We start from the raw sequence: 24475 nt of genomic DNA, 5'->3' as shown, positions 1-24475 counted from the left end.
TGATCGATGAGGGGGATCGTCGTGGGAGCTGACCAGACGGCCGACGCCCAGGGGGGGCACCTGCTCGCCCTGGTCCGGCGCTATCTGGGGGCGCTGATCGGGCTCGCCGTGCTCGGCACCGCGCTCGGTGTCGTCCTGGAGATGGCCGTGCCGCCCCCGTTCAAGGCGACCGCGACCGTGCTGGTGAGCCCGCTGGAAGGCAACCCGTACTCGCCGGAGGGCCGCGGGGACGACCTCGTGAACCTCCAGACGGAGGCGCAGCTGGTCGCCACCGACAGCGTCGCCAAGATCGTCCAGAAGAAGCTCGGGCACGAGGCGGAGGGCGACATCGGGGTCACGGTCCCGCCCAACACCCAGGTGCTCAACCTGACCTACACCGCGAGCAGCTCCGGCAACGCCCGCGCGGGAGCGCAGGCCTTCGCCGACGCCTACCTGGAGTACCGCACGCAGCGCGCGCAGGCCGTGGTGAACAACCAGCTCGCCAAGCTGAAGGCGCAGTCGGCCAGGGTCGAGCGCCTCCTGCAGCGGGCCAACAACGAGCTGGCCGCCTCCTCCGGCTCCCGGCGCTCCACCCTCCAGCAGCGCGTCACGGCCTACACCAACCAGCTCGGCGTCATCGACGAGCAGTCCAACGACATCGCCAGCACCCCCCTCGACCCCGGCCAGGTGATCACTCCGGCGGACGCGCCGGCCGGGCCCGGCATCGTCCGGCCCGCGATGTACGGCGCGGGCGGCCTGATGCTCGGACTGGTCGCCGGCTTCGTGGTCATGCTGCTGCGGGAGCGGCTCAACCAGCGGCTGCGGAACGCCGAGTCGATCGAGGGCCTCGGCGTCCGGACGCTGTCCACCATCCCGGCGGGCGGCCCGTCCGGTGACACGCTCGCCCTGGTCAGCGCGCCCAAGAGCCCGGTCGGCGAGGCGTACCGGCGGCTGCGCGCCGCGGTCGTGGCGACCGCGCCGCAGACCCCGGTCGCGCTGCTGATCAGCAACGCCACCCCCGGGGGCAGCGCCCGCATGGCCAGCGCCAACCTCGCGGTCTCGCTCGCCTTCGCCGGCGCCAAGACGATCATGATCGACGCGACCACCGAGGACGCCGACGTCAGCACCCTGTTCGGCGCGCGGCCCGGCGGCAAGGGGCTGTCGGACACCCTGCTCAGCGGCACCGACCCGGCGACCCTGCTGATCCACACCGACTCGCAGCTGCGGCTGCTGCCCCGCGGCCCGCGCGCCCGCGAGGCCGCCCACCGGTTCAGCGGCCCGCGGATGCGCGAGACCGTCAAGGTGCTTCGCCGCCGCAGCGAGTACCTCATCGTGAACGCGGCGAGCCTGCACGACGCGGACGCGCAGGCCCTGTGCACCTTCGTGGACGCGGTCGTGCTCGTGATCAACCAGGGCGTCACGACCCGCGAGGAGCTGCGGCAGGCGTACGTGGAGGCCGAGCGCGCCGGCGTCACGGTGCTCGGCGCCCTGCTGGAGCCGCCGGAGCCGCGGGGAGGGCGCGCGGCGCGGCAGGCTCCGCCCGCCCGCCAGTCCCACCCGCCCCAGGGCGGCGCTCCGGAGACGCGTCCCGGCAAGCGCCGCGCCCCGGAGCCGCCCCTCGCGTGGGCCGAGGACCAGCCGCGCGGCCCGCAGGACGAGCCCGACGACGAGCCGGCCGACTCCGGTTCCCTGGTCACGCAGGCGCTGCCGCAGGTCAAGCAGCCGCAGGTCAAGCAGCCGCCCCGCGCGGGCGAGCCGCGGCCGGGGCCGACCGGGCGGCGCGGGGCGCCGCAGCCGGAGCCGCAGCGCCGTCCCCTTCCGCCCGCGCTCGACCCCCCGTCGGGGCCGGGCAAGCCCGTCGCCCCCAAGCCCGTCTCCCCCACGGAGGTCACCCAGGGCACGGGAGGGGCGCGTCCGCGCCCGGCGGCGCCCGCCGGCCCCGAGCCTTCCGAGCCGGCCGACGCGGCCGCCGACGAGGCGCTGGAGTCGGCCGCGACCCGCACGCAGGAGGACATCTCCAAGTTCCTGCCGCCGGATCTGCCGGAGGACGGCTCGGACGGCACGCCCCCGGCGGGGCCGAAGGACGCGGCGCCGGACGTCTCGCCCCGCTACGGCAAGAAGCCGCACAAGGCCGGCCGGCATGCCGGCCCCTGATTCCGACGCGTCCGAGGCGGACGAGCCGAAGTCCTCCGGGCCGGGCGGGCCCGGGCAGACCGGGCCGGGCGGGCCGAACCTGAACAGGCTGGCCAGAGGCGGTGCCCTGAACCTCGTCGGCGCCGCCGTCGCCGGTGTCCAGGGCCTCGCGCTCGTCTTCCTGGTCGCGCACCTGTACTCGCAGCGGGTCGCGGGCACGTTCTTCGCGGCGACGTCGCTGTTCATCATCCTTCAGGCCGTGTCGGGGCTCGGCACGGACGCGGGCCTGCTGCGCTGGCTGCCCCGCCACCTGGCGCTCGGCGACCGCGGCGCCGCGCGGCGGACGGTGCCGCTGGCGCTCGTGCCGGTCGCGGCGACGGCGCTGGCCGCCGGTCTCGTGCTGGCCCTCACCGCGCCGTGGACGGCGGGCCACATCGGCGCCGACGACCCCGGCCAGGCCGTGGGCATGGTGCGGGTTCTGGCGCTGTTCCTGCCGCTCGCCGGGGCGCACGACGCGCTGCTCGCGGCGACCCGCGGGTACGGCTCGATGCGGCCGACCGTCCTCGTCGACAAGATCCTGCGGCAGACGCTCCAGGTCGCCGGGGTCGTCGTGGCGGCGCTGCTGACCGACGACGCGGTGTGGCTCGCGCTGGCATGGGCCGCGCCGTACCTGCCGTGCCTGGTCGTCGCCCTCCTGTGGTACCTGAAGATCAGCCGGAGCGGCCGCGCCGGGGCGCCGGCGGCCGCGGAGGCCGGGACGCCGTCCGGGTGGCGTCCGCTGGCCGGCGACTTCTGGCGCTTCACGGCTCCGCGCGCGTTCGCGCAGATCTGCCAGACGGCGTTCCAGCGCGCCGACATCGTGCTCGTCGCGGCGCTCAGCTCGCCCCGGGAGGCGGCGATCTACACCGCCGCGACCCGGTTCATCGTGATCAGCCAGCTCGTCACCCAGGCCGTGCAGAACGTCATGCAGCCCGCGGTGAGCAGGCTGATGGCGCTCGCCGACCGCGCGGGCGCGCAGCGGGTGTTCGCGGTGTGCGCGTCCTGGAACCTCGCACTCGCCTGGCCGGTGCACCTGTCGATCGCGGTCGGCGCGCCGGTGTACGTGGGCTCCTTCGGCGAGGGCTACCGCGGGTCCGGCGAGGTCGTCACGGTCGTCCTGGCGATGGCGATGCTGGTGGCGACCGCGACCGGCGCCCGCGACGTGATGCTGCTGATGGCGGGCCGAAGCGGGCTCAGCCTGGTCAACCAGAGCGCCGCGCTCGGGGTGAACCTGGTGCTGAACGTGCTGCTGATCCCGCCGTTCGGGATCGCCGGGGCGGCGGTGGCGCGGGCGTGCGGACTGCTCGTGCGGACGCTGCTGGCCCTGGTCCAGGTCCGCCGGATCCTCGACATGACACCGGCGAGCGCGGGGCTGTTCTGGGCGGGCGGCTCGGCGCTGGTGAGCTTCGCGGCGGTGCCGCTCGCCGTCCGGCTGGCCGCCGGTTCCAGCGAGGCCGCCCTCGCGGGCGGGCTGGTCCCGGGCGCGATGCTGTACCTCGCCCTGCTGTGGGCCGGCCGCGAGCGGCTGTCCCTCACCGCCTTCGCCTCCCTGCTGCCGGGGAGACGCGGCCGCGCCGCACTCGCGGGCGCCGCCGTCTCACCCGCCACCGAAACGACATCTGCCAGGAGCATGCATGCCCACGGGAATTGACCAAGTGCGCCGCAAGTCCCGCGCGGTGCTTCGCAAGAGCGGGCTCGCCCCGAGCGGCCCGGTGTACGGGCGGCTGGTCGACGCCGGGCGCTCGCTGCCGATCCCGGCCGCGGCCCGCGTCGCGGTGTCCACCGCCGTGCTGCGGCGCCCGTGGAAGGTGCCGGTCCGGTTCGACCAGCTCCTCGTCGGCGCGCAGGGCGGCTGGACGGCCCGCGAGTTCGCCGACCGCACCGGCGACCTGCTGTGGCCGTCGACCCCGTTCCTGGACGGCCCGCACGTCGCGCTGCTGCGGCTCGCCGACGAGCGGCCGGAGCTCACCGACGCCGAGATCCTGTCCAGCGCCTACGGCAGGCTCGGGCTGCGCTGCATCGAGGCGGGCGGCAACTACTTCGGCGGCACCGACGAGGCCGGCGTCCTCGCGGCCGCCCGCGCGTTCGTCGCGCGGTACCGCGGAGAGGAGGCGCCCGGCGCGGCGCCCCGCCCGCAGCAGAGCGGGCCGCAGGACCCGGTGCTCGTCGCCCCCGTCCGCGGCTCCGACCAGTACCAGATCCTCGACGGCCACCACCGGCTCGCCATCGCCGCGATGAGCGGCGCCGACGGCGCCAACGTCGTCGCCAAGTGGCTGCCGGTCACCACCCCCTTGCAGGACCTCCTGCTGAAGATGAGCTGGCTCGACGGCACCCACGAGCTCTACCAGCCGATCGACGCGCCCGAGCTGAGGACCGGCTGGACCACCGTCCGGCAGTGCACCGACCGGCTCGCGAAGATGGACGCGTTCCTCGCCGAGCGCGGCATCGCCGGGGGCCGCTACCTGGACGTCGCGAGCTGCTACGGCTGGTTCGTCGCGAAGATGGCCGAGCGCGGCCTCGACGCCGAGGGCATCGAGCGCGACCCGCTGGCCGTCCCGCTCGGCCGGGCCGTCTACGGGCTCCCGGAGGGCGTCGTCTCCACCGGCGACTGCGTCGAGTTCCTCGGCGGGCACGACGCCGGCCGCTGGGACGTGGTGTCCTGCTTCAGCCTCCTGCACCACTTCGTCCTCGGCCGCGGCTCGGTGAGCGCCGAGGAGCTGATCCGGCTGCTGGACCGCGCCACCGGCCGGGTCCTGTTCTTCGACACCGGCCAGGACAACGAGGCGTGGTTCGCCGAGTCGCTGCGCGGCTGGGACCCGGCCCGCGTCGCGGCGTTCCTGCGCGAGAACACCGGCTTCGACGAGATCGTCGACCTCGGTCCCGACGAGGACGCCCGGCCGCCCTACGAGGACAACTACAGCAGGCACCTGTTCGCCTGCGTCCGCTCGGCGTGACCCCGGCGCGCCGCCCGCTCGCCGCGCTCATCGCCCTCCCGGTGCTCCTCGCCGCGGCGGCGTGCGGGGGGTCGCCCGCGCCCGCGAGCGTGCCGCGGGTCTCCCCGCCGCCCGCCGCGGGCTCCGCCGGAGCGCGCAGCGGCACCGTGTGGACCAGCGGGTTCAACGCCAGCGGGCAGCTCGGCCGGCCGGGACCGGCCGCCGATCCCCGGCTGGCCCCCGTCACCGGCGCCGGCGGCCGGGGGCGGCTCGACCGCGCCGTGGCCGTGGCCGGAGGCGGCCGCCACTCGCTGGCCGTCCTCGACGGCGGGCAGGTCGTCGCGTGGGGGGCGAACGACGACGGCCAGCTCGGCGACGGCACCACCCGCGACAGCGGCGTGCCCGTCCGCGTCCGCGCCCCGGACGGGCGGCCCGGCCGGCTGGACGACGCCGTCGCGGTCTCCGCCAACAACGACTTCTCCATGGCGCTGCGCCGCGACGGCACCGTCGTGACCTGGGGCGAGGGATCGTCCGGGCAGCGCGGCACCGGCGAGCGCACCGCTCCAGCCGCCCCCACGACCGTGCGTGCGCCGGACGGGCGCGGGCCGCTCACCGGCGTCACGGCGATCGCGGCGGACGGGCACACCGAGCTGGCGCTGCGCGGCGACGGGCAGGTGCTCGCGTGGGGCGCCAACGCGAACGGCATGGTCGGCGACGGCACCCGTGAGGACCGGTCCCTGCCCGTCCCGGTGCGCGGCCTGGACGGGGCCGCGCGGCTGGACGGCGCCGTCCGCATCGCGGTCGGCGGCCAGCACGGGCTGGCGCTGCTGCGGGACGGGCGCGTCGCGTCATGGGGCCACAACGAGCTCGGGCAGCTCGGCGACGGCACGCGCCAGGACCGGCTCACGCCCGTCCTCGTCTCGGGAGTCGGCGGGAAGGGCGTCCTCGACGGCGTCGCCGCCGTGGCCGCGGCGGAGAAGCACAACTACGCGCTCCGCGGGGACGGGACCATCGTCGCCTGGGGCAACAACACCGCCGGGCAGCTCGGGGACGGCACGCTCAAGCCGCGTACCGCCCCGGCCACCGTCGTCGGGCGCAGCGCCCCGAAGCTGCGCGGCGCCACCCGCGTGTTCGCCGGGGAGGCCTACGGCGCGGCGATCCTGACCGACGGGACGCTGCTGACCTGGGGCGCGGGCGGCAGCGGCCAGCTCGGCTCCGGGAAGAGGACGCCCCGCAGCCGTCCCGGCACGGCGCTGACGGCCGCCGGCACGGTACCGGCCGGCGCCCTGTCGGTGGGCGTCGGCGAGCGCCACCTGATCCTGCTGCTGAGGTCCGGAGCGCCGTAGCCTCCGGAAGGCCCTCAGTGGCTCTGGGGCGGTTCCGGCCGGGAGTCGCCGGGCTTGGGTCCGTCCATCGGGGGCTGGGCCGCGGGAGGCTGGGCCGCGGGCGCGGGAGGCGGCGCCGCGGCGGCGCCCGGGGCTCCGGTCCCGCCGGCGGGAGCGGGGGTCGCGGAGCGGCGGCGCCACAGCACGAACCCGGCGCCGGCGGCCACCACGACCACCGCGGCGCCGCCGCCGAGCAGGTACGGCATGGCCGACCCGTCGTCCTCGGGGGCCTCGTACCCGGTGGCGCGGCCGGTCGGCTGCGACTGGGCGAGCGTGCGCTCCTCCTGCTCCTGCTTCTGCTGCTTCTGGACGGACGTCTCCGGTGCGGGCTTGCCGTTGTTGCCGGGCCTGCCGGTCTTCGGCGGCGCGTACTTCGACTCCGGGAGCGTCTGCACGAAGCGCAGCAGCGCGAGGTCGGGCTTGCCCTTGCTGCCCTTCACTGCGCCGTCGTAGATGGACTTCACGCGGGCGCCGGGCAGCGCCGTGGAGGACACCCGGAGCTGGTCGCCGGCCAGCACCGCGTAGGTGCCCTTGCGCTTCATCAGGCCCGGCAGCCGGCTGAGGACCTGTCCGGGGTCGTTCCCCGGCGGCAGGATCGCGATGAAGACCGCGACGGACCGGCCCTGCGCGCTGCGGAGCAGCTCCTGGGCGCCGTCCGACTGGTAGTACTTGGCGTGGGAGTCGACGTAGTAGCCGCTCTCGCTGATGCCCTCGGCGACCGCGTCGAGGTCGACGCCCGCGAAGGCGGGCGCGGCGGTCATTCCGAACGCCGGCACGAGGGCCAGCGCCAACGTCCCGGACGCGACGATGCGGCGGGAGAAGTGGTTCACGGAAGAGGCTCCTTCAACGCTGGGAAGGCCATCGACATTACCGGCGCGACTTGGGGAAAGGTGGCCAAAGCCGGGGAATCGGCATCGCCTCGGTCAGATGCCGCGGCCCCGGGTGTGCAGGGCCAGCAGGACGCGCTTGCCGGACACCACCCCCGACGCCACGGCCAGCGCGAACGGGACGCGGCGCTCGGCCGGGTTCGCCCTGAGGGCGCGCGCCGACCAGCGCAGCGCGTCCCTGCGGCGGCCCACGGTCGCGCAGCCGAAGGCGAGCTGCCCGTAGACGCGCCCGGCCGCGCCCGGTTCCCTCCCGATCTCCGGGTAGTGCTCCAGGAACCACTCCAGCGCGGCGACCTTCGTCTCCCACGCCTGCGCGTAGTAGGACGTCAGCCCCCACAGGACCCGGACGAGCGGCTCGTCCACGTTCACCACCGGGTGGCGGCGGGCGGCGCGGAGGGCGAGGTCCCAGTCCTCGCCCTGGCTGCCGGGGATCGTCTCGTCCACCATGCCGATCTCGATGAGCGGCTCGCGGCGCGCCACGTAGGTGGAGGAGTGCACGCTCATCATCCGGTCGCGGATCAGGGCGTCGTAGGTCACCCGGTCGGTCCCGGCCAGCCGGGGCAGTTCCCGCCCGTCGAAGTCGATCATGATCCCGGAGCTGCACAGCACGGCGTCCGGCTCGCTCTCCAGGGCCTTCACCTGCGCGGCGAGCTTGCCGGGCAGCCACAGGTCGTCGTCGTCGCAGAAGGCGACCAGGTCGGTGCCGAGGGCGAGCACCCCGGAGTTGCGGGCGCCCGCCAGGCCCGGCGCCCGGGTGTTGCGGATCACTTCGACGCGGTCCCCCGCGAGGGACGGGTCGGGCTCGGCCCGGTCGAAGACGACGACCGCGCGGACCTCGCCCCCGTACTCCTGGGCCAGCACCGACTCCAGCGCGCGGCGCAGCAGCTCCGGCCGGTTGTGCGTGGGGAGCACGACTCCGACGGATGGGGGCATCCAGGGCCTGCCTTGTCGTAGGGGGTCGGGGGACGCGGACCGGCGGCCGCCGCGGGGCCCGCCGGGCCCCGCGGGCCGGGTCAGCGCGTGCCGGTGATCATGCCGGCGGCGACGGTGTTGTTGGTGGCCTCGTCGATCAGGATGAAGCCGCCGGTGAGGCGGTTGCGGCCGTAGTCGTCGACGAACAGCGGCTGCGTCACCCGCAGCGAGATGCGGCCGATCTCGTTCAGGCCGAGGGAGTCGGCCTGGTCGTCGCGGTGCAGCGTGTTGACGTCCAGCCGGTAGTGCAGCTGCTTCACCATCGCCTTCGCGGTGCGGGTCGTGTGCTTGATGACCAGCTTCGAGCGCGGGGTGAGGGCGCGGTCCGGCGTCATCCAGCAGACCATCGCGTCGATGTCCTGCGCGACCTCGGGCCGGTTGTTCGGACGGGCGATCATGTCGCCGCGGGAGATGTCGATGTCGTCGGCGAGGCGCAGCGTCACCGACATCGGCGCGAACGCCTCCTCGACCGGCCCGCCCGGCCCGTCGATGTGCGTGATCGTCGTGGTCAGCCCGGACGGCAGGTGCACCACCTCGTCGCCCGGCTTCAGCACGCCGCCCGCGACCTGGCCCGCGTAGCCGCGGTAGTCGTGCAGGTCGGGATCCGTCGACGCGTGCGGGCGGACCACGTACTGCACCGGGAACCGCACGTCGATCAGGTTGCGGTCGGAGGCGATGTGCACGTGCTCCAGGTGGTGCAGCAGCGACGAGCCCTCGTACCACGGCATGCTCACGCTGCGCTCGACGACGTTGTCGCCGTGCAGCGCCGAGATCGGGATGAACGTCAGGTCCGTGACCTCCAGCTTGGAGGCGAACGACGTGAACTCGTCCACGATCCGCTCGTACACGCCCCGGTCGTAGTCGACCAGGTCCATCTTGTTGATCGCCACGACCAGGTGCGGGACCTGCAGCAGCGTGGTGAGGAACGCGTGCCGGCGCGACTGCTCCAGGATGCCCTTCCGGGCGTCCACCAGGATGATCGCCAGGTCGGCGGTGGAGGCGCCGGTCACCATGTTCCGGGTGTACTGGATGTGCCCCGGCGTGTCGGCGATGATGAACTTGCGGCGCGGCGTCGCGAAGTAGCGGTACGCCACGTCGATGGTGATGCCCTGCTCCCGCTCGGCCCGCAGGCCGTCGGTCAGCAGCGCCAGGTTCGTGTACTCCTCGCCGCGGTCGGCGCTGGTCTTCTCGACCGACTCCAGCTGGTCCTCGAAGATCGACTTGGAGTCGAACAGCAGCCGGCCGATCAGCGTGGACTTGCCGTCGTCGACGCTGCCCGCGGTGGCGAACCGCAGGAGGTCCATCTGCTTGGCAGGCCGGTCCCCGGCGGGCCGGTCGTTCGTGCTGGCCATCAGAAGTAGCCCTCCTTCTTGCGGTCCTCCATCGCGGCCTCACTGGTGCGGTCGTCGGCGCGGGTCTGGCCGCGCTCGGTGATCCGCGTCGCCGCGATCTCCTCGATCACCTCGTCGAGCGTCGCCGCGTTCGACTTCACCGCGCCCGTGCAGGACGCGTCGCCGACCGTCCGGTACCGGACGGTCGCCGCGAACTCGGGCTCGTCCTCGCCGCGGTTGGCGAAGCCCGTCTCGGCGTCCAGGAGCAGCCCGTCGCGCTCGAACACCTGCCGGGTGTGGGCGAAGTAGATCGGCGGGAGTTCGAGGTCCTCGCGCCGCACGTAGTCCCAGATGTCGAGCTCGGTCCAGTTCGACAGCGGGAACACCCGCACGTGCTCACCCTGCACGATCTTGGTGTTGAACAGGTTCCACAGCTCCGGGCGCTGGTTCTTGGGGTCCCACTGCCCGAACTCGTCCCGGAAGGAGACCACGCGCTCCTTCGCGCGGGCCTTCTCCTCGTCCCGGCGCGCGCCGCCGAACGCCGCGTCGAACTGGTGCTCCTCGATGGCGTCCAGCAGCGGGGTGATCTGCAGCCTGTTGCGGGACGCGCGGCGGCCCTTCTGCTCCACCACCCGGCCGCTGTCGATCGCGTCCTGCACCGACGCCACGATCAGCCGGACGCCGAGCTCGGCGACCCGGCGGTCCCGGAACTCGATCACCTCCGGGAAGTTGTGGCCGGTGTCGACGTGCATGACCGGGAACGGGATCGGGGCGGGCCAGAACGCCTTCTGGGCCAGGCGCAGCATGACGATGCTGTCCTTGCCGCCGGAGAACAGCAGCACCGGCCGCTCGAACTCGGCCGCCACCTCCCGGAAGATATGGATCGACTCGGCTTCGAGGATGTCCAGCTGGGACAACAGGTAATCGCGACGCTGCATGGTCTGGGGCTCTTTCAACGCTGTTCTGGCAGTGGCAACCGGTGGCACGGAGACGGGCGCATGCCTTCCCACCGGGTCGAAACGCCGGCCGCGCCGGTTCAGTCCCGTCCTGGGGACGGACTGGTCAGGGCAGCGCGCCGCTCACTTCCCGAATGCCGGTCAGCAGCGTTGACGCCGACATGGGATGGCACACCAGGATATCCGGGAGCCGGGGGTCCTCGCGGTTGTAGCGCAGCGGCGACCCGTCGATCCGGGACGCGTGCGCCCCGGCGCCGAGCGCGACGGCCGCCGGGGCCGCCGAGTCCCACTCGTACTGGCCGCCCGCGTGCACGTAGGCGTCCACCTCGCCGAGCAGTACCGCGGAGATCTTCGCCCCCGCCGACCCGATCGGCACCAGCTCCACCTCCGGCTCGATCGCCTCCGCCAGCCGCCGGACGAACTCCGGCGGCCGCGTGCGGCTCACGGCGATGCGCAGCTTCTCCCCCTCGGGCGCCGGGACGTGCAGCGGCACCTCGCGGGGCGGCGGCGCCCCGGCGGGCCCGCGCCCGGCCGTGACCGGGTCGGGGTCGGCGAGGTCCGTCCGGACGAGCGAGGCGCCGCCCACCGCGTCCGTGCGGAGCGTCAGGCCCTGCGCCGGCAGCGCGACGGCGCCCGCGGCCAGGCGGCCGGCTCCGGACGCGTCGCGTTCCCACAGCGCCACGTGCACGGCCCAGTCGCGGCGGCCCTCCTCGGAGAACTCGCGGGTGCCGTCCAAGGGGTCCACGATCCAGACGCGGGAGGCCGTGAGCCGCTCCGCGTCGGCGGTGTTGCGGGTCGGCGCCCGGTCGTCGCCCAGGGACCGCTTCCCGGCGACCGAGGACCGCCCCTCCTCGGACAGGACGGCGTCGCCGGGACAGCGCTCGGCCAGCGCCGCCATCAGGTACTCGTGCGCACGCAGGTCGCCGGTGTCCTTCAGGGCCCGCGCGTCGGCGAAGCCCGTCTCGTCCCGCACGCCCAGCAGCAGCCGGCCCGCCGTCCCGGCGAGCTCGGCCGCGAGCGAATGATCGTCTCTGGCCCCTGGCTCGGTCATCTGAGATCACATTCCCGACTCGACTGGTCTGCTCGGTCTACTTTCTCATGGGGCCCGCGCCGGCCACGGGACGAGGTCCCGCTCAGCGGCCCGAGGCCGCGGCCCGCGCGCCGCCCGCCGCGGCGGGCCCGCTCAGTACGCGCCGGAGCCGCGGAAGACGGCCGACCAGGTCTTCCACATGATCTGCAGGTCCAGGGCGAGGGACCAGTTGTCCACGTACCGCAGGTCGAGGCGGACCGACTCCTCCCACGACAGGTCCGAGCGGCCGCTCACCTGCCACAGCCCGGTCAGGCCCGGCTTGACGACCAGCCGGCGGTAGACGTCCCCGCCGTACTGGGCGACCTCGCTCGGCAGCGGCGGGCGCGGCCCCACCAGCGACATCTCGCCCCGCAGCACGTTGAACAGCTGCGGCAGCTCGTCCAGCGAGTACCGGCGCAGCCGGCGCCCCACCCGCGTCACCCGCGGGTCGTGCCGGATCTTGAACAGCACGCCGTCGTTGTCGTTGGCGGCCAGCAGCTCCATCCGGCGCGCCTCGGCGTCGGCGACCATCGTGCGGAACTTCAGCACCGTGAACTCCCGGCCCCCGCGGCCGACGCGCGTCTGCCGGAACAGCACCGGGCCCTCCCCGGACATCTTGATCAGGACGGCGATCAGCAGCAGCAGCGGGCTCAGCACCGCGATCCCCGCCAGCGCCGCCACCCGGTCGACCAGGCCCTTGAGGACCTTGCGGCCGCCGTCCAGCTCCGGGTGCTCCACGTGCAGCAGCGGCAGGCCGGACACCGGGCGGATCGAGATGCGCGGGCCGGTCACATCCATCAGCGCGGGCGCCACGACCAGCTCGACGTCGTTGCGCTCGATCTGCCACGCCAGCCGCCGCAGCGCGACGCCGTCCATCTCCGGGCACGCCAGCACGGCCACCGAGTCGGCGCCGATCCGGTCGGCGACCGCCGCCGCCTGGCCGAAGTCGCCCAGCACGGGGACGCCCTCCACCTCGGCGACCGCGTCCTCGCCCGCCGCGAGCACGGGCGGCAGGCACACGGCGACGATGTCCATCCCGTGGTACCGCTTCTTCTGCAGCAGCCGGATCAGGTCGGACACCGACGTCCGGTGCCCCACCGCGACCACCCGCCGCATGCACTCGCCGTGCCACCGCTTCTTGTGCAGCCACTTGCGCAGCCGGTACCGCGCCAGCAGCGCCAGGAACGTCCCCAGGGGCAGCGCCATCACCACGTAGCCGCGCGCGACGTCGGTCTTGGTGGCGTACGCCACGATCGCGACCACCGCCGTCAGGATGAAGCCGGCGCGCAGCACCCGGTGGAACTCCTCGTACCCGACGCCCACGTACCGCGGCTGGTACGCGCGGCACAGCATCAGCGCCGGGACCCACACCACCGGCAGGGCCACGGTGAGGACCACGTACGGCGCGTCGAGCTCCGTCGGGACGCCCGGGAACCTGAGCACGAATGCGATGACACCGGCCATCAGCATGCTGGTGAAGTCGAGAACCCGCGCGATCCGCCGGTAGGAGCGGCTCCAGTTCTGCGACGCCGCGCGCTCGTGCTCATGGCGGATCGATGACTCGGCCTGAACCTTGTCAACGACGGCCATAAATCACTCACCAATCCTGTGTAACGCGCGCCCCGTCAGCGCGATTCACACCGAAGACGGCTGAACGTCGCCCGAGGTTCACATTGAACCTGAACCTCGATCGGCCTGCATCTTACGGTCGCTTTGCCGTGGTCACGGACGGAACGCGGCCACCACTTGGACAACGCGCCCGGAGCGGCCCAGGCGCACACGAAAAAGACGTCACTCCGCCTTGATCACGGCCATTCACCCTGAGTGAGGCCGGATCCGGTCACCCGACCGAATGCGTCCGGTCACCCCGGGTGAACCACTTCTCGCCCTGCACCGGCAGTCATGGACAGTGACGCAATTGCGGGGCCGAAAAAGCGGGTCGCGCTCGATTCGCCCCTCCTCGCCGCCGATCGCGCGGCGGATCCGGTCAGCCCGCGTGGAAAGCGTTCTGCGCCGCGGCCAGCCCGTCGGTCATCAGCGCCTCGACCGCGTCCGCCGCCCGGTCCACCTCCAGGTCGAGCTCCTTGCGCTCCCCCGCGGAGAAGTCCTTCAGCACGAACGCCGCCGGGTCCATCCGCCCCGGGGGTCGGCCCACCCCGAACCGGACGCGCGGATACTCCTTCGCGCCCAGTGACCGGGTGATGGAGCGCAGCCCGTTGTGGCCGTTGTCACCGCCGCCCTGCTTCAACCGCACCGCCCCGAAGGGGATGTCCAGCTCGTCATGGACGACGACCACCCGCTCCACCGGCACCTTGTAGAAGTCGCGCAGCCCCTTCACCGGGCCGCCCGACTCGTTCATGAAGGTGCGCGGCTTCGCCAGCACCGCCCGGGCCCCCGCCAGACGGCCTTCCAGCACGTCCGCCCGCGCCCGGTGCGACTTGAACCTGCCCCCGGCGCGCGCCGCCAGGACGTCCAGCACCATGAACCCCGCGTTGTGCCGGTTCTTCGCATACGACGGCCCCGGGTTGCCCAGCCCCACCACGAGCCAGAGATCCGCGTCCACCCGCACTCCTCACACGCGAGCACGGCCCCCGCGGGTGCGCGCACCCGCGGGGGCCGTGGAAGTACCCTGCGGCCCGCCGTCCGGCGCGGCCGCGCGCCGGGCGGCCGGGCCCGGCGGCACCGCCGTCACTCGGCGGCGGCCTCGCCCTCGGGGGCCTCGGCGGCGGCCTCAGCGGCCTCGGCGGCCTCGGCCGCCTCCGCCGCGGTCTCGGTCGCGCCGGCCGACGCGGTCGCGTCGGCGATCTGCAGGACGAGGGCCTCCTCGTCGACCTGCAGCGTGACGCCCGACGGCAGCTTCAGGTCGCCGGCCAGCACCTGCGTCCCGACCTCCAGGCCCTCGATGGACAGGTCCACGGCCTCGGGGATGTGCGTCGCCTCGGCCTCGACCGACACCTGCACCAGCTCCTGCTGGACGACGCCGCCCGCGACGACGTCGCCGACCAGGTTGACCGGCAGGTCCACGACGACCTTCTCGCCGCGCTTCACCAGCAGCAGGTCGACGTGCTCCAGGAACCCCTTCACCGGGTCGCGCTGGACGTCCTTCGGCAGGGCCAGCTCGGAGCCGCCGGACAGGCCCTCGATGGTCAGCAGCACGTTCGGCGTCTTCAGGGCGAGCATCAGGTCGTGGCCCGGCAGCGCGATGTGCTGCGGGTCGGTGCCGTGACCGTAGAGGACGGCGGGCACCTTGCCGGCCCGGCGGGTGCGCCGCGCGGCACCCTTACCGAACTCGGTGCGCGGCTCGGCGGCAATGCGTACCTCGGACACGGCGAAAACTCCTCGTTGTTGCTTCCACGGCCGTCCGCCATCGGACGTCCGCTACGGACGATGCGTTGCGTTCCTGGCGCGCCGTCGAAGGCGGGCGCGCTCAAAGATTCGTTTGCGTTCCCCGGGGAGTGCGGCCCCTGCGCGGGCACCGCACTTGAACGTCCTGGGGCATACGCGGTTGCACAAGTCTAGCCCAATACGGCAACGCCCAACGCCACGGCCCTGCCGGCGCCATGGCCCCCCGCCGGGGGCTCCTCCATGCCGCCGGCACGCGCCGTGCCGTGCCCGAGGCGGAGATCTAGCTGTGGCCGCCGAACAGGCTCGTGACCGAGCCATCGGAGAACACCTCGTTGATCGCACGCGCGACCAGCGGCGCGATCGACAGCACCGTGAGCTTGTCGAACTGCTTCTCCTCCGGGATCGGCAGCGTGTTGGTCAGCACCACCTCGGAGATCCTGGAGTTCTTCAGCCGGTCCACCGCCGGGCCCGACAGCACCCCGTGCGTCGCCGCGACGACGACCTTCGTGGCGCCCTGGTCGAACAGCGCGTCCGCCGCCTTCACGATCGTCCCGCCGGTGTCGATCATGTCGTCGACCACGACGCAGGTCCGGCCGGCGACCTCGCCGACCACGTCGAACACCTTGACCTCGTTGGCCACGTCCGGGTCGCGCTTCTTGTGGATGATCGCCATCGGGACGCCGCCCAGCCGGTCGCTCCACCGCTCGGTGACCCGCACCCGGCCCGCGTCCGGCGCGACCACGGTGACCTGGGAGGTGTCCAGCCGGCTCTCGAAGTGCCGGGCCAGCAGGTCCAGCGCGAACAGGTGGTCCACCGGGCCGTCGAAGAAGCCCTGGATCTGCGCGGTGTGCAGGTCCACGGTGATCAGCCGGTCGGCGCCCGCCGTCTTGAACAGGTCGGCCATCAGCCGCGCCGAGATCGGCTCGCGGCCGCGGTGCTTCTTGTCCTGCCTGGCGTAGCCGAAGAACGGCGCGACCACCGTGATCCGCTTGGCCGACGCGCGCTTGAGCGCGTCCACCATGATCAACTGCTCCATGATCCACTGATTGATGGGAGCCGTGTGACTCTGGACCACGAAGGCGTCGGAGCCGCGGACCGACTCCAGGAACCGCACGAACGTCTCGCCGTTGGCGAAGTCGTAGGCGGACGTCGGCGTCAGCTCGACCTGGAGGTTGTCGGCTACTTCCCTGGCCAGGTCAGGGTGGGCTCGGCCGGTGAAGAGCATCAGCTTCTTCTGACCGCTCGTTTTTATCCCACTCACCTCTGACAACTCCCCCTCAATGGAACTGTGCCCTACATGTGGGTTGTTGTCCCCACCTCCCACGCGCCAAAGAGCCGGCGCGCGGGTCGTCTTGTCGTCGGGCCGCTCTCCGGTCGGGCGGCCCCGTGTTGTTCCGGAAGACGCCGTCGTCCTCCACCTCCCCGCCCTGAGGCGGGGCAGTCCTCATGGGGCGCGCTAAGTCGCGCTCTCCTCGCCGGCCCTGGCCCGGCGGGCCGCCTCGGCGGCCGGCGTCCCCGGCCGCTTCCGCTCGACCCAGCCCTCGACGTTGCGCTGCCGTCCCCGCGCGACCGCCATCGCCCCCGGCGGGACGTCCTGGATGATCACCGAGCCGGCCGCGGTGTAGGCGCCGTCCCCGATCGTCACCGGCGCGACGATCATGTTGTCGCTGCCGACCTTCACGTGGGACCCGATGACGCTGCGGTGCTTCTCCACACCGTCGTAGTTGACGAACACCGAGCTCGCGCCGATGTTCGAGCCGGCGCCGATCTCGGCGTCGCCGACGTAGGTCAGGTGCGGCACCTTGGTGCCCTCGCCGATGTCGGCGTTCTTGGTCTCGACGTAGGTCCCGATCTTGGCCCCGGGGGCGAGCCTCGTCCCCGGCCGCAGGTAGGCGTAGGGCCCGACCGAGGCCTCCGGCCCGATCTCCGCCCCGGCGCACACCGCGTTCGTCACCGAGGCTCCGGCGCCGACCGTCGTGTCGGTCAGCGTGCAGCCGGGACCGACCCGGGCGCCCTCGCCGAGGTGCGTCCGGCCGTGCAGCTGCGTCCCCGGGTGGATCTCCGCGTCCGGTTCGGCGGTCACGTGCACGTCGATCCACGTGGAGGCCGGGTCGATGACGGTGACCCCGGCGCGCATGTGCGCTTCGAGGATCCGGTCGTTCAGCTGCCTGCGCGCCTGCGAGAGCTGGACCCTGTCGTTGACGCCCTGGGTCTCCACCCAGTCGGCGGCCAGGTGCGCGCCCGCCCGGTGGCCGTCGCCGCGCAGGATCGCCACCACGTCGGTGAGGTACTCCTCGCCGCCCGCGTTGTCGGTCGTCACCCGCTTCAGCGCGTCCGCCAGGAGCGCGCCGTCGAAGGCGTACATCCCGACGTTGATCTCGTTGATCGCGCGCTGCTCCCCGGTGGCGTCCTTGTGCTCGACGATCGCCTCGGCGCTGCCGTCCGCCGCCCGGATCATGCGCCCGTAGCCGGTCGCGTCCGGCATCTCGGTGGTCAGCACGGTGACGGCGTTGCCCTCGTCCTCGTGCGCCCGGACCAGGGCCCGCAGCGTCTCGCCCCGCAGCAGCGGGTGGTCGCCGTTCGTCACGACGACGGTCCCGTCCAGCGCGCCGGTCTGCTCCAGCGCCATCCGCACGGCGTGGCCCGTCCCGCCCTGCCGTTCCTGCACGGCGGCCTCGGCGTCCGGGGCGTGCTCGGCGAGGTGCGCGACGACCTGCTCGCGCCGGTGCCCGACGACCACGACGAGCCGCTCGGGCTCCAGCTCGCGGGCGGCGGCGAGCACGTGGCCGAGCATGCTGCGCCCGCACAGCTCGTGCAGCACCTTCGAGGTACGGGACTTCATCCGGGTGCCCTCGCCCGCGGCGAGGACGATGACGGCGGCCGGGCGGCTCGCAGCGCTCACAAGGAGGCTCCTCGGCATCGCGGACGGGGATCGGTCACGGGCCCGCCCACCTGCGACATCACGACACGGCAGGCCGGGGCGAACCCGACACCGGCAGGATACCGCCCACCTCGCTCCTGTCACCCCACCGCCCACCCGGGGCCACCCGATCGGGCGTCTCAGACAGCTCCGGCGCAAGGACTCGAACCTTGTCTAAGGGCACCAAAAACCCTTGTGCTGCCGATTACACCACGCCGGATCAAAGCAGACGGATCCGGACAGAGCCGCGAACCGACCGGCCCCCACGATACCGACACACGCCCGGGAGAGCCCACCTGAAATGGCCATCGGCCCGGCCGCTCCCGCCGCCGCACCCCATGGCCGTTCCTCCCGGCCGGTTTAGAACCTGTGCTATCGAGCAAGCAAACTGCGTGCCGGCCGGCCCGGGCCCGGTCGGGCGGCACACCGGTTCCGCCGCACTTCGCGGGCGGCCGGCGACCCCCGTTACGCAAGAGAATTATGTGACCGAAGAGGCAGTTTCTCGCCGACTTTACTGTTCGGCTCTGCCCAACCTACGGACTCGTAGGTTACGTTGGCGTAGGTAAGGCTGCCCCGAGTCACGGGAAGAAGTGATGACGCATGACGACAGCTCCGGCCATGGATCCACCTCGCCCGCAGCGGCGTCCCGAACTCGCGCCCCAGCAGCGCGGCAACGGTGAACGGGCGCTGATCGCCGCGTTCACGGCGCTGCCCTTCCTGGCACTGTTCGCCGCCGTCCCGCTGGCCTGGGGACGGTTCCTCGGCTGGACGGACGTCGTCCTCACGGCGGTCTTCTACCTGGTGTCCGCGGGCGGCATCACGGTCGGCTACCACCGGTACTTCACCCACGGCTCCTTCAAGGCCACGCGCGGCCTGAAGATCTTCATGGCGCTGGCCGGGAGCCTGGCCATCGAGGGGCCGGTCATCACATGGGTGGCCGACCACCGGCGGCACCACAAGCACTCGGACAAGGAGTTCGACCCGCACTCGCCGTGGCGGTTCGGCGACGACTGGAAGGCGCTCGCCAAGGGGCTGGCCTGGGCGCACTACGGCTGGCTGTTCGACGCCAACAGGACCTCCAAGCAGCGGTTCGCCAAGGACCTCCTCAACGACCGCGACCTCCGGCGCATCCACCTGGCGTTCCCCGGCCTGGTCGCGGTGTCGTTCCTGCTCCCGGCCGTCATCGGCGGCCTGGTCACCATGTCCTGGATGGGCTTCCTCACCGCGCTGTTCTGGGCCGGGTTCGTCCGGATCACCCTGGTGCACCACGTGACCTGGTCCATCAACTCGATCTGCCACACCTTCGGCAAGGAGGAGTTCGAGGTCCGCGACAAGTCGCGCAACGTGTGGTGGCTGGCCATCCCCTCGCTGGGCGAGTCGTGGCACAACCTGCACCACTCGGACCCGACCTGCGCTCGGCACGGCGTGCTGAAGGGGCAGGTCGACATCAGCGCGCGCATCATCTGGGCGTTCGAGAAGATGCGCCTGGCCCATGACGTCCGGTGGCCGAACCCCGACAGGCTGGCCGCTAAGCGCACGAAGCAGGCGGTTTGACCGCCACAATTGATCCCGTGACAGATCCCGCTCCCAGGACCCGCAGAAAGCGGATGACCGCCAAGGAACGCCGCGAACAGCTTCTCGACATCGGCCGGACGCTGTTCGCCGAGCGCGGGCTGGACGGCACCTCGGTCGAGGAGATCGCGTCGGCGGCCGGGGTGTCCAAGCCGGTCGTGTACGAGCACTTCGGCGGCAAGGAGGGGCTCTACGCGGTCGTCGTCGACCGGGAGTTCGAGCGGCTGCTGGGCCTCGTCACCGACTCGCTGAACTCGGTGGTCCACTACCGGAGCAAGCTGGAGAAGGCGGCGCTGGCGCTGCTGGAGTACATCGAGGAGCGCCCGGACGGGTTCCGCATCCTCGTCCGCGACTCGCACGGCGGGACGGGCACGGGCAGCTACGCCAGCCTGCTGAGTGAGATCGCCGGCGAGGTGGAGCACATCCTGGCGCAGGAGTTCGACCGGCACGGGTACGACGACAAGTTCGCGCCGCTGTACGCGCAGAGCCTGGTCGGCATGGTGGCGCTCACGGGCCAGTGGTGGCTGGACGTCCGCCGACCGCACCGGGAGGACGTGGCCGCGCACATCGTGAACCTGGCGTGGAACGGCCTGTCCGGTCTGGAGCCGAGGCCGTCGCTGGATCCGCGCCGCCGCCGCAAGGAGATGGAGCGGCAGGAGAAGCGCGCCGAGAAGGCCGCCGCCAAGGCCGAGCGGGCCGAAGGCAAGGCGGCGGCGAAGGCGGAGAAGGCGCACCGCCGGGCGCGGCGCGACTTCGAGGAGATCCCCGACCCGTCAGCCTGAGGGCCGCAGGAACTCCAGCCGGTTCCCCACGGGGTCGTCGGCGTAGAAGCGGCGGTGCCCGGGGAACAGGTCGTCCGGCGCGACCTCGTGGCCGGCGGCCCGCAGGCGCGCCGCGAGGGCGTCGAGATCGTCGACGAGCAGGCCCGGGTGGGCCTTGCGGGCCGGCCGGAAGGCGGGCTCGACGCCGAGGTGGAGTTCGACGCCCGGGCCGCGGAACCACGCTCCCCCGCGCTTGGCGAGCTCGGGCGGCTTGGGGACCTCCTCAAGGCCGAGGACGCCGCCGTAGAAGGCGCGGAGCCGGTCCTCGCTGCCGGGCGGGGCCGCGAGCTGGACGTGGTGGACACCGGTGATCATGGTTGCCTCCGGACATGGCACCGGCGGCCCCCCGGAGTTCGTCCGGGAGGCCGCCGGCGGGGTCGCCGGTCTCGGGTCGCGAGCCGGGTTTCGCGGACGCCGCCCGTCCGCCGGAGATGGCACACCGCAGGGGAACGAGTCGCTTCCCTCGGGCGGGGCGGGCGGCATCCCGTCTAGGGGGTGGTGGCGATCACGAAGATCCTCCGGAACGGGAACACGGTGCCGTACGGGGCGGCGGGATAGGCGCGCCTGAGCCGCTCGCGGTACTCGGCGAGGAACTCGTCCGCCTCCGCGGGCGGGAGGGCGGTGAGGACGGGGCGCAGCGCGCTGCCCTTGACCCATTCGAGGACGGGGTCCTCGCCGTGCAGGACCTGCGCGTAGGTGGTCTCCCAGGCGTCGACGGCGCAGCCGAGGCGGGCGAGGAGGTCGACGTATCCGGCGGGGTCGAGGACGGGGGCGTCGTGCTGCAGGTGGGCGAGCCTGTCGCGCCACCGTTCGGAGCGGCCCATCTCGCGGAGCAGGACATGGCTGGGCGCGCCGAAGTTGCCGGGCACCTGGAAGGCGAGGCGGCCGCCGGGGGCGAGGGCCGCGACCCAGCGGGGCAGCAGGCGCGGGTGCTCGGGGAGCCACTGCAGGACGGCGTTGGAGATCACGAGGTCGAGGGGCCGCTCGGGCTCCCAGTCGGCGACATCGGCGACGCGGAAGGCGAGGCGCCCCGGGATCCCGTGCGCGCGGGCCGCCGCGATCATCTCCGGTGAGCTGTCGAAGGCGTCGATGACGGCGTCCGGCCAGCGGGCGGCGAGGGTGGCGGTGAGCTCGCCGCTCCCGCAGCCGAGGTCGGCGACGCGCGCGGGCGGGGCACCGCCGAGCCGTCCGGCGAGCTCGGTGAAGGGCCTGGCGCGCTCGTCGCCGAAGACCCCGTACTGCGCGGGGTCCCATACGGCCGCGGTTTGTCTCGACATCAAGAGACATCATGCCCCGGCCCATATCTTGATGTCAAGAATCTTGGCGCGTGTCGCGGCGACCGGTCGCATGACGGATGCGCCCCCGCCGAAGCCGCTCCTAGGCTCACCGGCATGACGGACGACGAGAGCGGATGGGCCCTGGCGCTGGGCCCGGGCGGACCGGTGGGAACGGCGTGGCTGATCGGCCTCGCGGCGGGACTGCGCGAGGCGGGCGTGGACCCGGCGGGCGCGGGCCTGGTCGTCGGGACCTCGGCGGGCGCCATCGCCGGCGCGGCGATCACCACGGGCAGGGACCTGGCAGCACTGGAGGAGCTTCCGCCGCGCGACGGCCCCCCGGCGCCCGCGGACGGCTCGGTGATGGCGCGGGTGTTCGAGGTGGGCGCCACCCCGGGACTCGCACCGGACGAGGCCAGGCGGCGGATCGGGCGGCTGGCCCTGGACGCGGCCGCGCTGCCCGCCGAGCGCCACCGCGCGAGCATGCGGTACCTGGTCGGGACCGACACGTGGCCGGGCGCGCGGTTGCTGGTCACCGGGGTGGACGCCGTGTCGGGCGAACCGGTGCTGTGGGACGCGTCGAGCGGCGTCCCGCTGTCGCTGGCGGTGGCCGCGAGCAGCGCCGCCCCCGGCTTCGCCGAGCCGGTGCCGATCGGCGGGCGCCGCTACCTGGACGGCGCGTTCGCCGGATGGTCGGAGGCGGAGCTGGCGAAGGGGGCCGGACCGCTCGTCGTGGTGGAGCCGATGCCCCACATGCGGGGCGGCGGCGGCGACGTCCGGATCGTCCCGGACGCGCGGGCGCTGGAGGCGTTCGGCCCGAACCTCGGGGACCGCTCGCGCTGGACGCCCGTCTACCGCGAGGGGGTCCGGCAGGCCCCGGAGGCGGCCGAGCGGATCGCCTCCGCACTGCCCGCCCGCCGCTGATCGCGCCCGTCTTTCTCGATATCAAGACAGGTAGGGTGGCGGCATGCGCGATGAGGTCGACAGGCTGGTCGAGGCGTGGAACACCGAGCGCCCGGACCTGGACGTCCGGCCGCTGCAGGTCCTCAGCCGCGTGTCCCGGCTGGCCCGGCACCTCGACCGCGCCCGGCGCTCGGTGTTCGCCGACCACGGACTGGAGCCGTGGGAGTTCGACGTGCTCACCGCGCTGCGCCGGGCGGGCGCCCCCTACCGGCTGAGCCCGGGCCGCCTCCTGCACGCCACCCTGGTGACCTCCGGCACGATGACGAACCGCATCGACCGGCTCGCGGCGGCGGGCCTGGTCGAACGGCACCCCGACCCGCAGGACAAGCGCGGCGTGCAGGTCCGCCTCACCGACGCGGGCCTCACCCGCGTCGACGCCGCCTTCGCCGACCTGCTCGGCCGCGAGCAGGCGATCCTGGAGAGCCTCTCCCCCGACCAGCGCGAAGCCCTGGCCGACCTCCTGAGAACCCTCCTCATCCCCTTCGACGCGTGATCTCCCAGGGGAGCGACCCCCTGGAACCCCCGTTACGAGCCGGACGATCCTCACGCCACAGTGCGGGTGTGTTGTGTCCGTGCGGGTTCGCGATGTGGCGCTGCGGTCGCCCGGCTCGGCGGGTCGTGCGACCTCCAGGCGCCTAGAGCGCCTTCCGGCCGCCCGACCCGCGCCCCGACTCAGGTCCCGGTCCACGTTGACTCCAAGAGCGTTCGGGCGTGGCACGTCCGAGAGGGCTACGGGGTCAGGGCGCTTTCCAGTGCGGCGGCGAGGGCGCAGAGGTGTTCTTCGCCGCCGGCTCGGCCGATGAGCTGGACGGACGCGGGCAGGTGCGAGCCGGGCACCGGAACGGGCAGGGCGAAGGCGGGGAGCCCGGCGACGTTGGCCTGCCCCACGAGCGATGTGAGGACGAGGTCTGACTCGTCCGCCTCGTCCGCCTCGTCGGGCTCCGGGGGCAGGCACGTCAGGACCGGGAGGGCGATCGCGGTGTGCCGGGCGAGGATCGCGTCGAGTTCGGCCCTGATCGCCTTCCGCACGGCGAGCGCCCGGTCGAGCAACCCGGCGCCCGACACGTCGATCATGTGCTGGATGCGGCGCGCGATGCGCCCGCTCAGCAGGTCCGGCTCCGTGAGGAGGTGCCCGTTCCAGCGCGGGGCCTCGTCGCTGATGATGAGGCCGTTGGCCATGGCGGCGTCGGCGTAGTGCTCGGACGTGACCTCGGTGAAGGGGCCGAGGCGGCGCAGGGCGTCGTCGACGGCGGCGTCGACCGCCGGGTCCACGCCGTCCGCGCGGAGGCGCGCGACGGTCATGGACGGGTCGTAGGGGGCGGGCGTGAAGCCGGGTTCGAGCAGGCGCATCCCGAGCACGACGGCGGCGACGTCGCGGCCCATCGGCCCGACGACGTCCAGCGTCGGCGACAGCGGGTGCACGCCGTCCAGGGAGACTCGGCCGTTCGTGGTCTTCAGGCCCGCGATGCCGCAGCAGGCGGCCGGGATGCGGATCGACCCGGAGGTGTCGGTCCCGAAGGCGACGTCGGCCTCGCCGGTGGCGACGGCCACGGCGGAGCCGCTGGAGGAGCCGCCCGGCACCCGCGACGGGTCGAGCGGGTTCACCGGCGTTCCCGACCAGGGGTTGACGCCGTCCGCGGCCATGCACAGCTCGTTCAGGTTGGTCTTCCCGGCGATGCGGGCGCCCTGCGCGCGGGCGGACGCGACGGCGGGCGCGTCCGCGGCGGCGGGCTCGGCACGCTCGGCGACGGCCCGGCAGCCCGCCGTGGTGGGCAGCCCCGCGACGTCGATCGCGTCCTTGACGGCGAGGCGCGGGCCTTCGCCCGGCTCGCCCGTCCTGATGATCCAGGTCGTCATTCAGGGATGATGCCCGGTGCGCCCGCGAACCGCCATGAA

General features: G+C 73.5%; 21 protein-coding genes and 1 tRNA gene. 8 read left to right on the top strand and 14 right to left on the bottom strand.

The window, feature by feature from the left end:
- The first annotated feature begins 21 nt into the window (after positions 1-21).
- Genes BKA00_RS34795 through BKA00_RS34780 form a run of 4 tightly spaced genes read left to right on the top strand, consistent with a single transcriptional unit; the run spans position 22 to position 6430 of the window.
- Positions 22-2133, top strand: coding sequence for a tyrosine-protein kinase domain-containing protein (locus BKA00_RS34795; RefSeq protein WP_185032309.1), 2112 nt, complete (start codon positions 22-24; stop codon positions 2131-2133).
- A complete protein-coding gene (locus BKA00_RS34790; RefSeq protein ID WP_185032307.1) occupies positions 2120-3802 on the top strand; it encodes an MATE family efflux transporter in 1683 nt (560 codons plus the stop codon). Before BKA00_RS34795 ends, BKA00_RS34790 begins: the two co-directional genes overlap by 14 nt.
- Positions 3786-5105, top strand: a complete 1320-nt coding sequence (locus BKA00_RS34785) for a ParB N-terminal domain-containing protein (protein ID WP_185032305.1) — start codon at positions 3786-3788, stop codon at positions 5103-5105. The genes BKA00_RS34790 and BKA00_RS34785 overlap by 17 nt, the downstream gene beginning before the upstream one ends.
- The gene (locus BKA00_RS34780) at positions 5102-6430 is read left to right on the top strand and encodes an RCC1 domain-containing protein (RefSeq protein ID WP_185032303.1); all 1329 of its coding nucleotides are present in this window, start codon (positions 5102-5104) and stop codon (positions 6428-6430) included. Before BKA00_RS34785 ends, BKA00_RS34780 begins: the two co-directional genes overlap by 4 nt.
- 14 nt (positions 6431-6444) lie before the next feature.
- Here the strand turns inward: BKA00_RS34780 and BKA00_RS34775 are convergent, their stop codons facing one another.
- The 11 genes from BKA00_RS34775 to BKA00_RS34725 form a co-directional block, all read right to left on the bottom strand.
- Positions 6445-7299 carry a hypothetical protein gene (locus tag BKA00_RS34775; protein ID WP_185032301.1) on the bottom strand — a complete coding sequence of 285 codons (855 nt, stop codon included), beginning with the start codon at positions 7297-7299 and terminating at the stop codon, positions 6445-6447.
- Positions 7300-7392: 93 nt separating this feature from the next.
- Entirely contained in the window at positions 7393-8289 is an 897-nt protein-coding gene (locus BKA00_RS34770; protein ID WP_185032299.1) for a glycosyltransferase family 2 protein, read from the bottom strand.
- An 80-nt stretch (positions 8290-8369) separates the two neighbouring features.
- Positions 8370-9632, bottom strand: coding sequence for a sulfate adenylyltransferase subunit 1 (locus tag BKA00_RS34765; RefSeq protein ID WP_185035217.1), 1263 nt, complete (start codon positions 9630-9632; stop codon positions 8370-8372).
- Positions 9633-9679: 47 nt separating this feature from the next.
- A complete protein-coding gene (gene cysD, locus BKA00_RS34760; protein ID WP_185032297.1) occupies positions 9680-10597 on the bottom strand; it encodes a sulfate adenylyltransferase subunit CysD in 918 nt (305 codons plus the stop codon).
- Positions 10598-10721: 124 nt separating this feature from the next.
- A complete protein-coding gene (locus BKA00_RS34755; protein WP_185032295.1) occupies positions 10722-11666 on the bottom strand; it encodes a 3'(2'),5'-bisphosphate nucleotidase CysQ in 945 nt (314 codons plus the stop codon).
- 132 nt (positions 11667-11798) lie between these two features.
- Complete coding sequence (locus BKA00_RS34750) at positions 11799-13274, bottom strand: sugar transferase (RefSeq protein ID WP_185032293.1); 1476 nt, start codon at positions 13272-13274, stop codon at positions 11799-11801.
- Positions 13275-13671: 397 nt separating this feature from the next.
- Entirely contained in the window at positions 13672-14247 is a 576-nt protein-coding gene (gene pth, locus BKA00_RS34745; protein WP_185032291.1) for an aminoacyl-tRNA hydrolase, read from the bottom strand.
- Between the two features lie 125 nt (positions 14248-14372).
- A complete protein-coding gene (locus BKA00_RS34740; RefSeq protein WP_185032289.1) occupies positions 14373-15011 on the bottom strand; it encodes a 50S ribosomal protein L25/general stress protein Ctc in 639 nt (212 codons plus the stop codon).
- A 298-nt stretch (positions 15012-15309) separates the two neighbouring features.
- The gene (locus BKA00_RS34735) at positions 15310-16290 is read right to left on the bottom strand and encodes a ribose-phosphate diphosphokinase (protein WP_141578287.1); all 981 of its coding nucleotides are present in this window, start codon (positions 16288-16290) and stop codon (positions 15310-15312) included.
- A gap of 195 nt (positions 16291-16485) precedes the next feature.
- A complete protein-coding gene (gene glmU / locus BKA00_RS34730) occupies positions 16486-17931 on the bottom strand; it encodes a bifunctional UDP-N-acetylglucosamine diphosphorylase/glucosamine-1-phosphate N-acetyltransferase GlmU (protein WP_268248232.1) in 1446 nt (481 codons plus the stop codon).
- A gap of 166 nt (positions 17932-18097) precedes the next feature.
- Positions 18098-18169 (bottom strand) — tRNA-Gln (locus tag BKA00_RS34725).
- A gap of 380 nt (positions 18170-18549) precedes the next feature.
- Here BKA00_RS34725 and BKA00_RS34720 point away from each other — a divergent pair.
- Both BKA00_RS34720 and BKA00_RS34715 read left to right on the top strand, forming a co-directional pair.
- Entirely contained in the window at positions 18550-19503 is a 954-nt protein-coding gene (locus BKA00_RS34720; RefSeq protein WP_185032285.1) for an acyl-CoA desaturase, read from the top strand.
- A gap of 17 nt (positions 19504-19520) precedes the next feature.
- Positions 19521-20303, top strand: coding sequence for a TetR family transcriptional regulator (locus BKA00_RS34715; protein WP_230298957.1), 783 nt, complete (start codon positions 19521-19523; stop codon positions 20301-20303).
- On the opposite strand, the gene BKA00_RS34710 is transcribed toward BKA00_RS34715, so the two are convergent.
- Complete coding sequence (locus BKA00_RS34710; protein ID WP_185032283.1) at positions 20295-20657, bottom strand: VOC family protein; 363 nt, start codon at positions 20655-20657, stop codon at positions 20295-20297. The genes BKA00_RS34715 and BKA00_RS34710 overlap by 9 nt on opposite strands.
- A 173-nt stretch (positions 20658-20830) precedes the next feature.
- Positions 20831-21619 (bottom strand): trans-aconitate 2-methyltransferase, encoded by a 789-nt coding sequence (locus BKA00_RS34705; RefSeq protein WP_185032281.1) that lies wholly within the window; start codon positions 21617-21619, stop codon positions 20831-20833.
- 114 nt (positions 21620-21733) lie between these two features.
- Here BKA00_RS34705 and BKA00_RS34700 point away from each other — a divergent pair, with 114 nt between their 5' ends.
- Both BKA00_RS34700 and BKA00_RS34695 read left to right on the top strand, forming a co-directional pair.
- Positions 21734-22540, top strand: coding sequence for a patatin-like phospholipase family protein (locus BKA00_RS34700; protein ID WP_185032279.1), 807 nt, complete (start codon positions 21734-21736; stop codon positions 22538-22540).
- A gap of 43 nt (positions 22541-22583) precedes the next feature.
- Positions 22584-23072, top strand: a complete 489-nt coding sequence (locus BKA00_RS34695) for a MarR family winged helix-turn-helix transcriptional regulator (RefSeq protein WP_185032277.1) — start codon at positions 22584-22586, stop codon at positions 23070-23072.
- Positions 23073-23308: 236 nt separating this feature from the next.
- On the opposite strand, the gene BKA00_RS34690 is transcribed toward BKA00_RS34695, so the two are convergent.
- Positions 23309-24436: an amidase gene (locus BKA00_RS34690; protein ID WP_185032275.1), complete on the bottom strand. Its 1128-nt coding sequence runs from the start codon at positions 24434-24436 to the stop codon at positions 23309-23311.
- Positions 24437-24475: the final 39 nt, after the last annotated feature.

This window comes from Actinomadura coerulea (genome assembly GCF_014208105.1).
GTDB classification, from domain to species: domain Bacteria; phylum Actinomycetota; class Actinomycetes; order Streptosporangiales; family Streptosporangiaceae; genus Spirillospora; species Spirillospora coerulea.
This window is presented reverse-complemented; position numbering and strand designations above follow the sequence as displayed.

Bases quoted from the DNA above. Each gene is read 5' to 3' on its own strand.
- BKA00_RS34790 (WP_185032307.1), top strand. From the start codon at position 2,120: ATGCCGGCCCCTGATTCCGACGCGTCCGAGGCGGACGAGCCGAAGTCC.
- BKA00_RS34785 (WP_185032305.1), top strand. From the start codon at position 3,786: ATGCCCACGGGAATTGACCAAGTGCGCCGCAAGTCCCGCGCGGTGCTT.
- BKA00_RS34770 (WP_185032299.1), bottom strand. From the start codon at position 8,289: ATGCCCCCATCCGTCGGAGTCGTGCTCCCCACGCACAACCGGCCGGAG.
- BKA00_RS34765 (WP_185035217.1), bottom strand. From the start codon at position 9,632: ATGGACCTCCTGCGGTTCGCCACCGCGGGCAGCGTCGACGACGGCAAG.
- cysD (WP_185032297.1), bottom strand. From the start codon at position 10,597: ATGCAGCGTCGCGATTACCTGTTGTCCCAGCTGGACATCCTCGAAGCC.
- BKA00_RS34755 (WP_185032295.1), bottom strand. From the start codon at position 11,666: ATGACCGAGCCAGGGGCCAGAGACGATCATTCGCTCGCGGCCGAGCTC.
- BKA00_RS34750 (WP_185032293.1), bottom strand. From the start codon at position 13,274: ATGGCCGTCGTTGACAAGGTTCAGGCCGAGTCATCGATCCGCCATGAG.
- BKA00_RS34720 (WP_185032285.1), top strand. From the start codon at position 18,550: ATGACGACAGCTCCGGCCATGGATCCACCTCGCCCGCAGCGGCGTCCC.
- BKA00_RS34710 (WP_185032283.1), bottom strand. From the start codon at position 20,657: ATGATCACCGGTGTCCACCACGTCCAGCTCGCGGCCCCGCCCGGCAGC.
- BKA00_RS34705 (WP_185032281.1), bottom strand. From the start codon at position 21,619: ATGTCGAGACAAACCGCGGCCGTATGGGACCCCGCGCAGTACGGGGTC.
- BKA00_RS34700 (WP_185032279.1), top strand. From the start codon at position 21,734: ATGACGGACGACGAGAGCGGATGGGCCCTGGCGCTGGGCCCGGGCGGA.
- BKA00_RS34695 (WP_185032277.1), top strand. From the start codon at position 22,584: ATGCGCGATGAGGTCGACAGGCTGGTCGAGGCGTGGAACACCGAGCGC.
- BKA00_RS34690 (WP_185032275.1), bottom strand. From the start codon at position 24,436: ATGACGACCTGGATCATCAGGACGGGCGAGCCGGGCGAAGGCCCGCGC.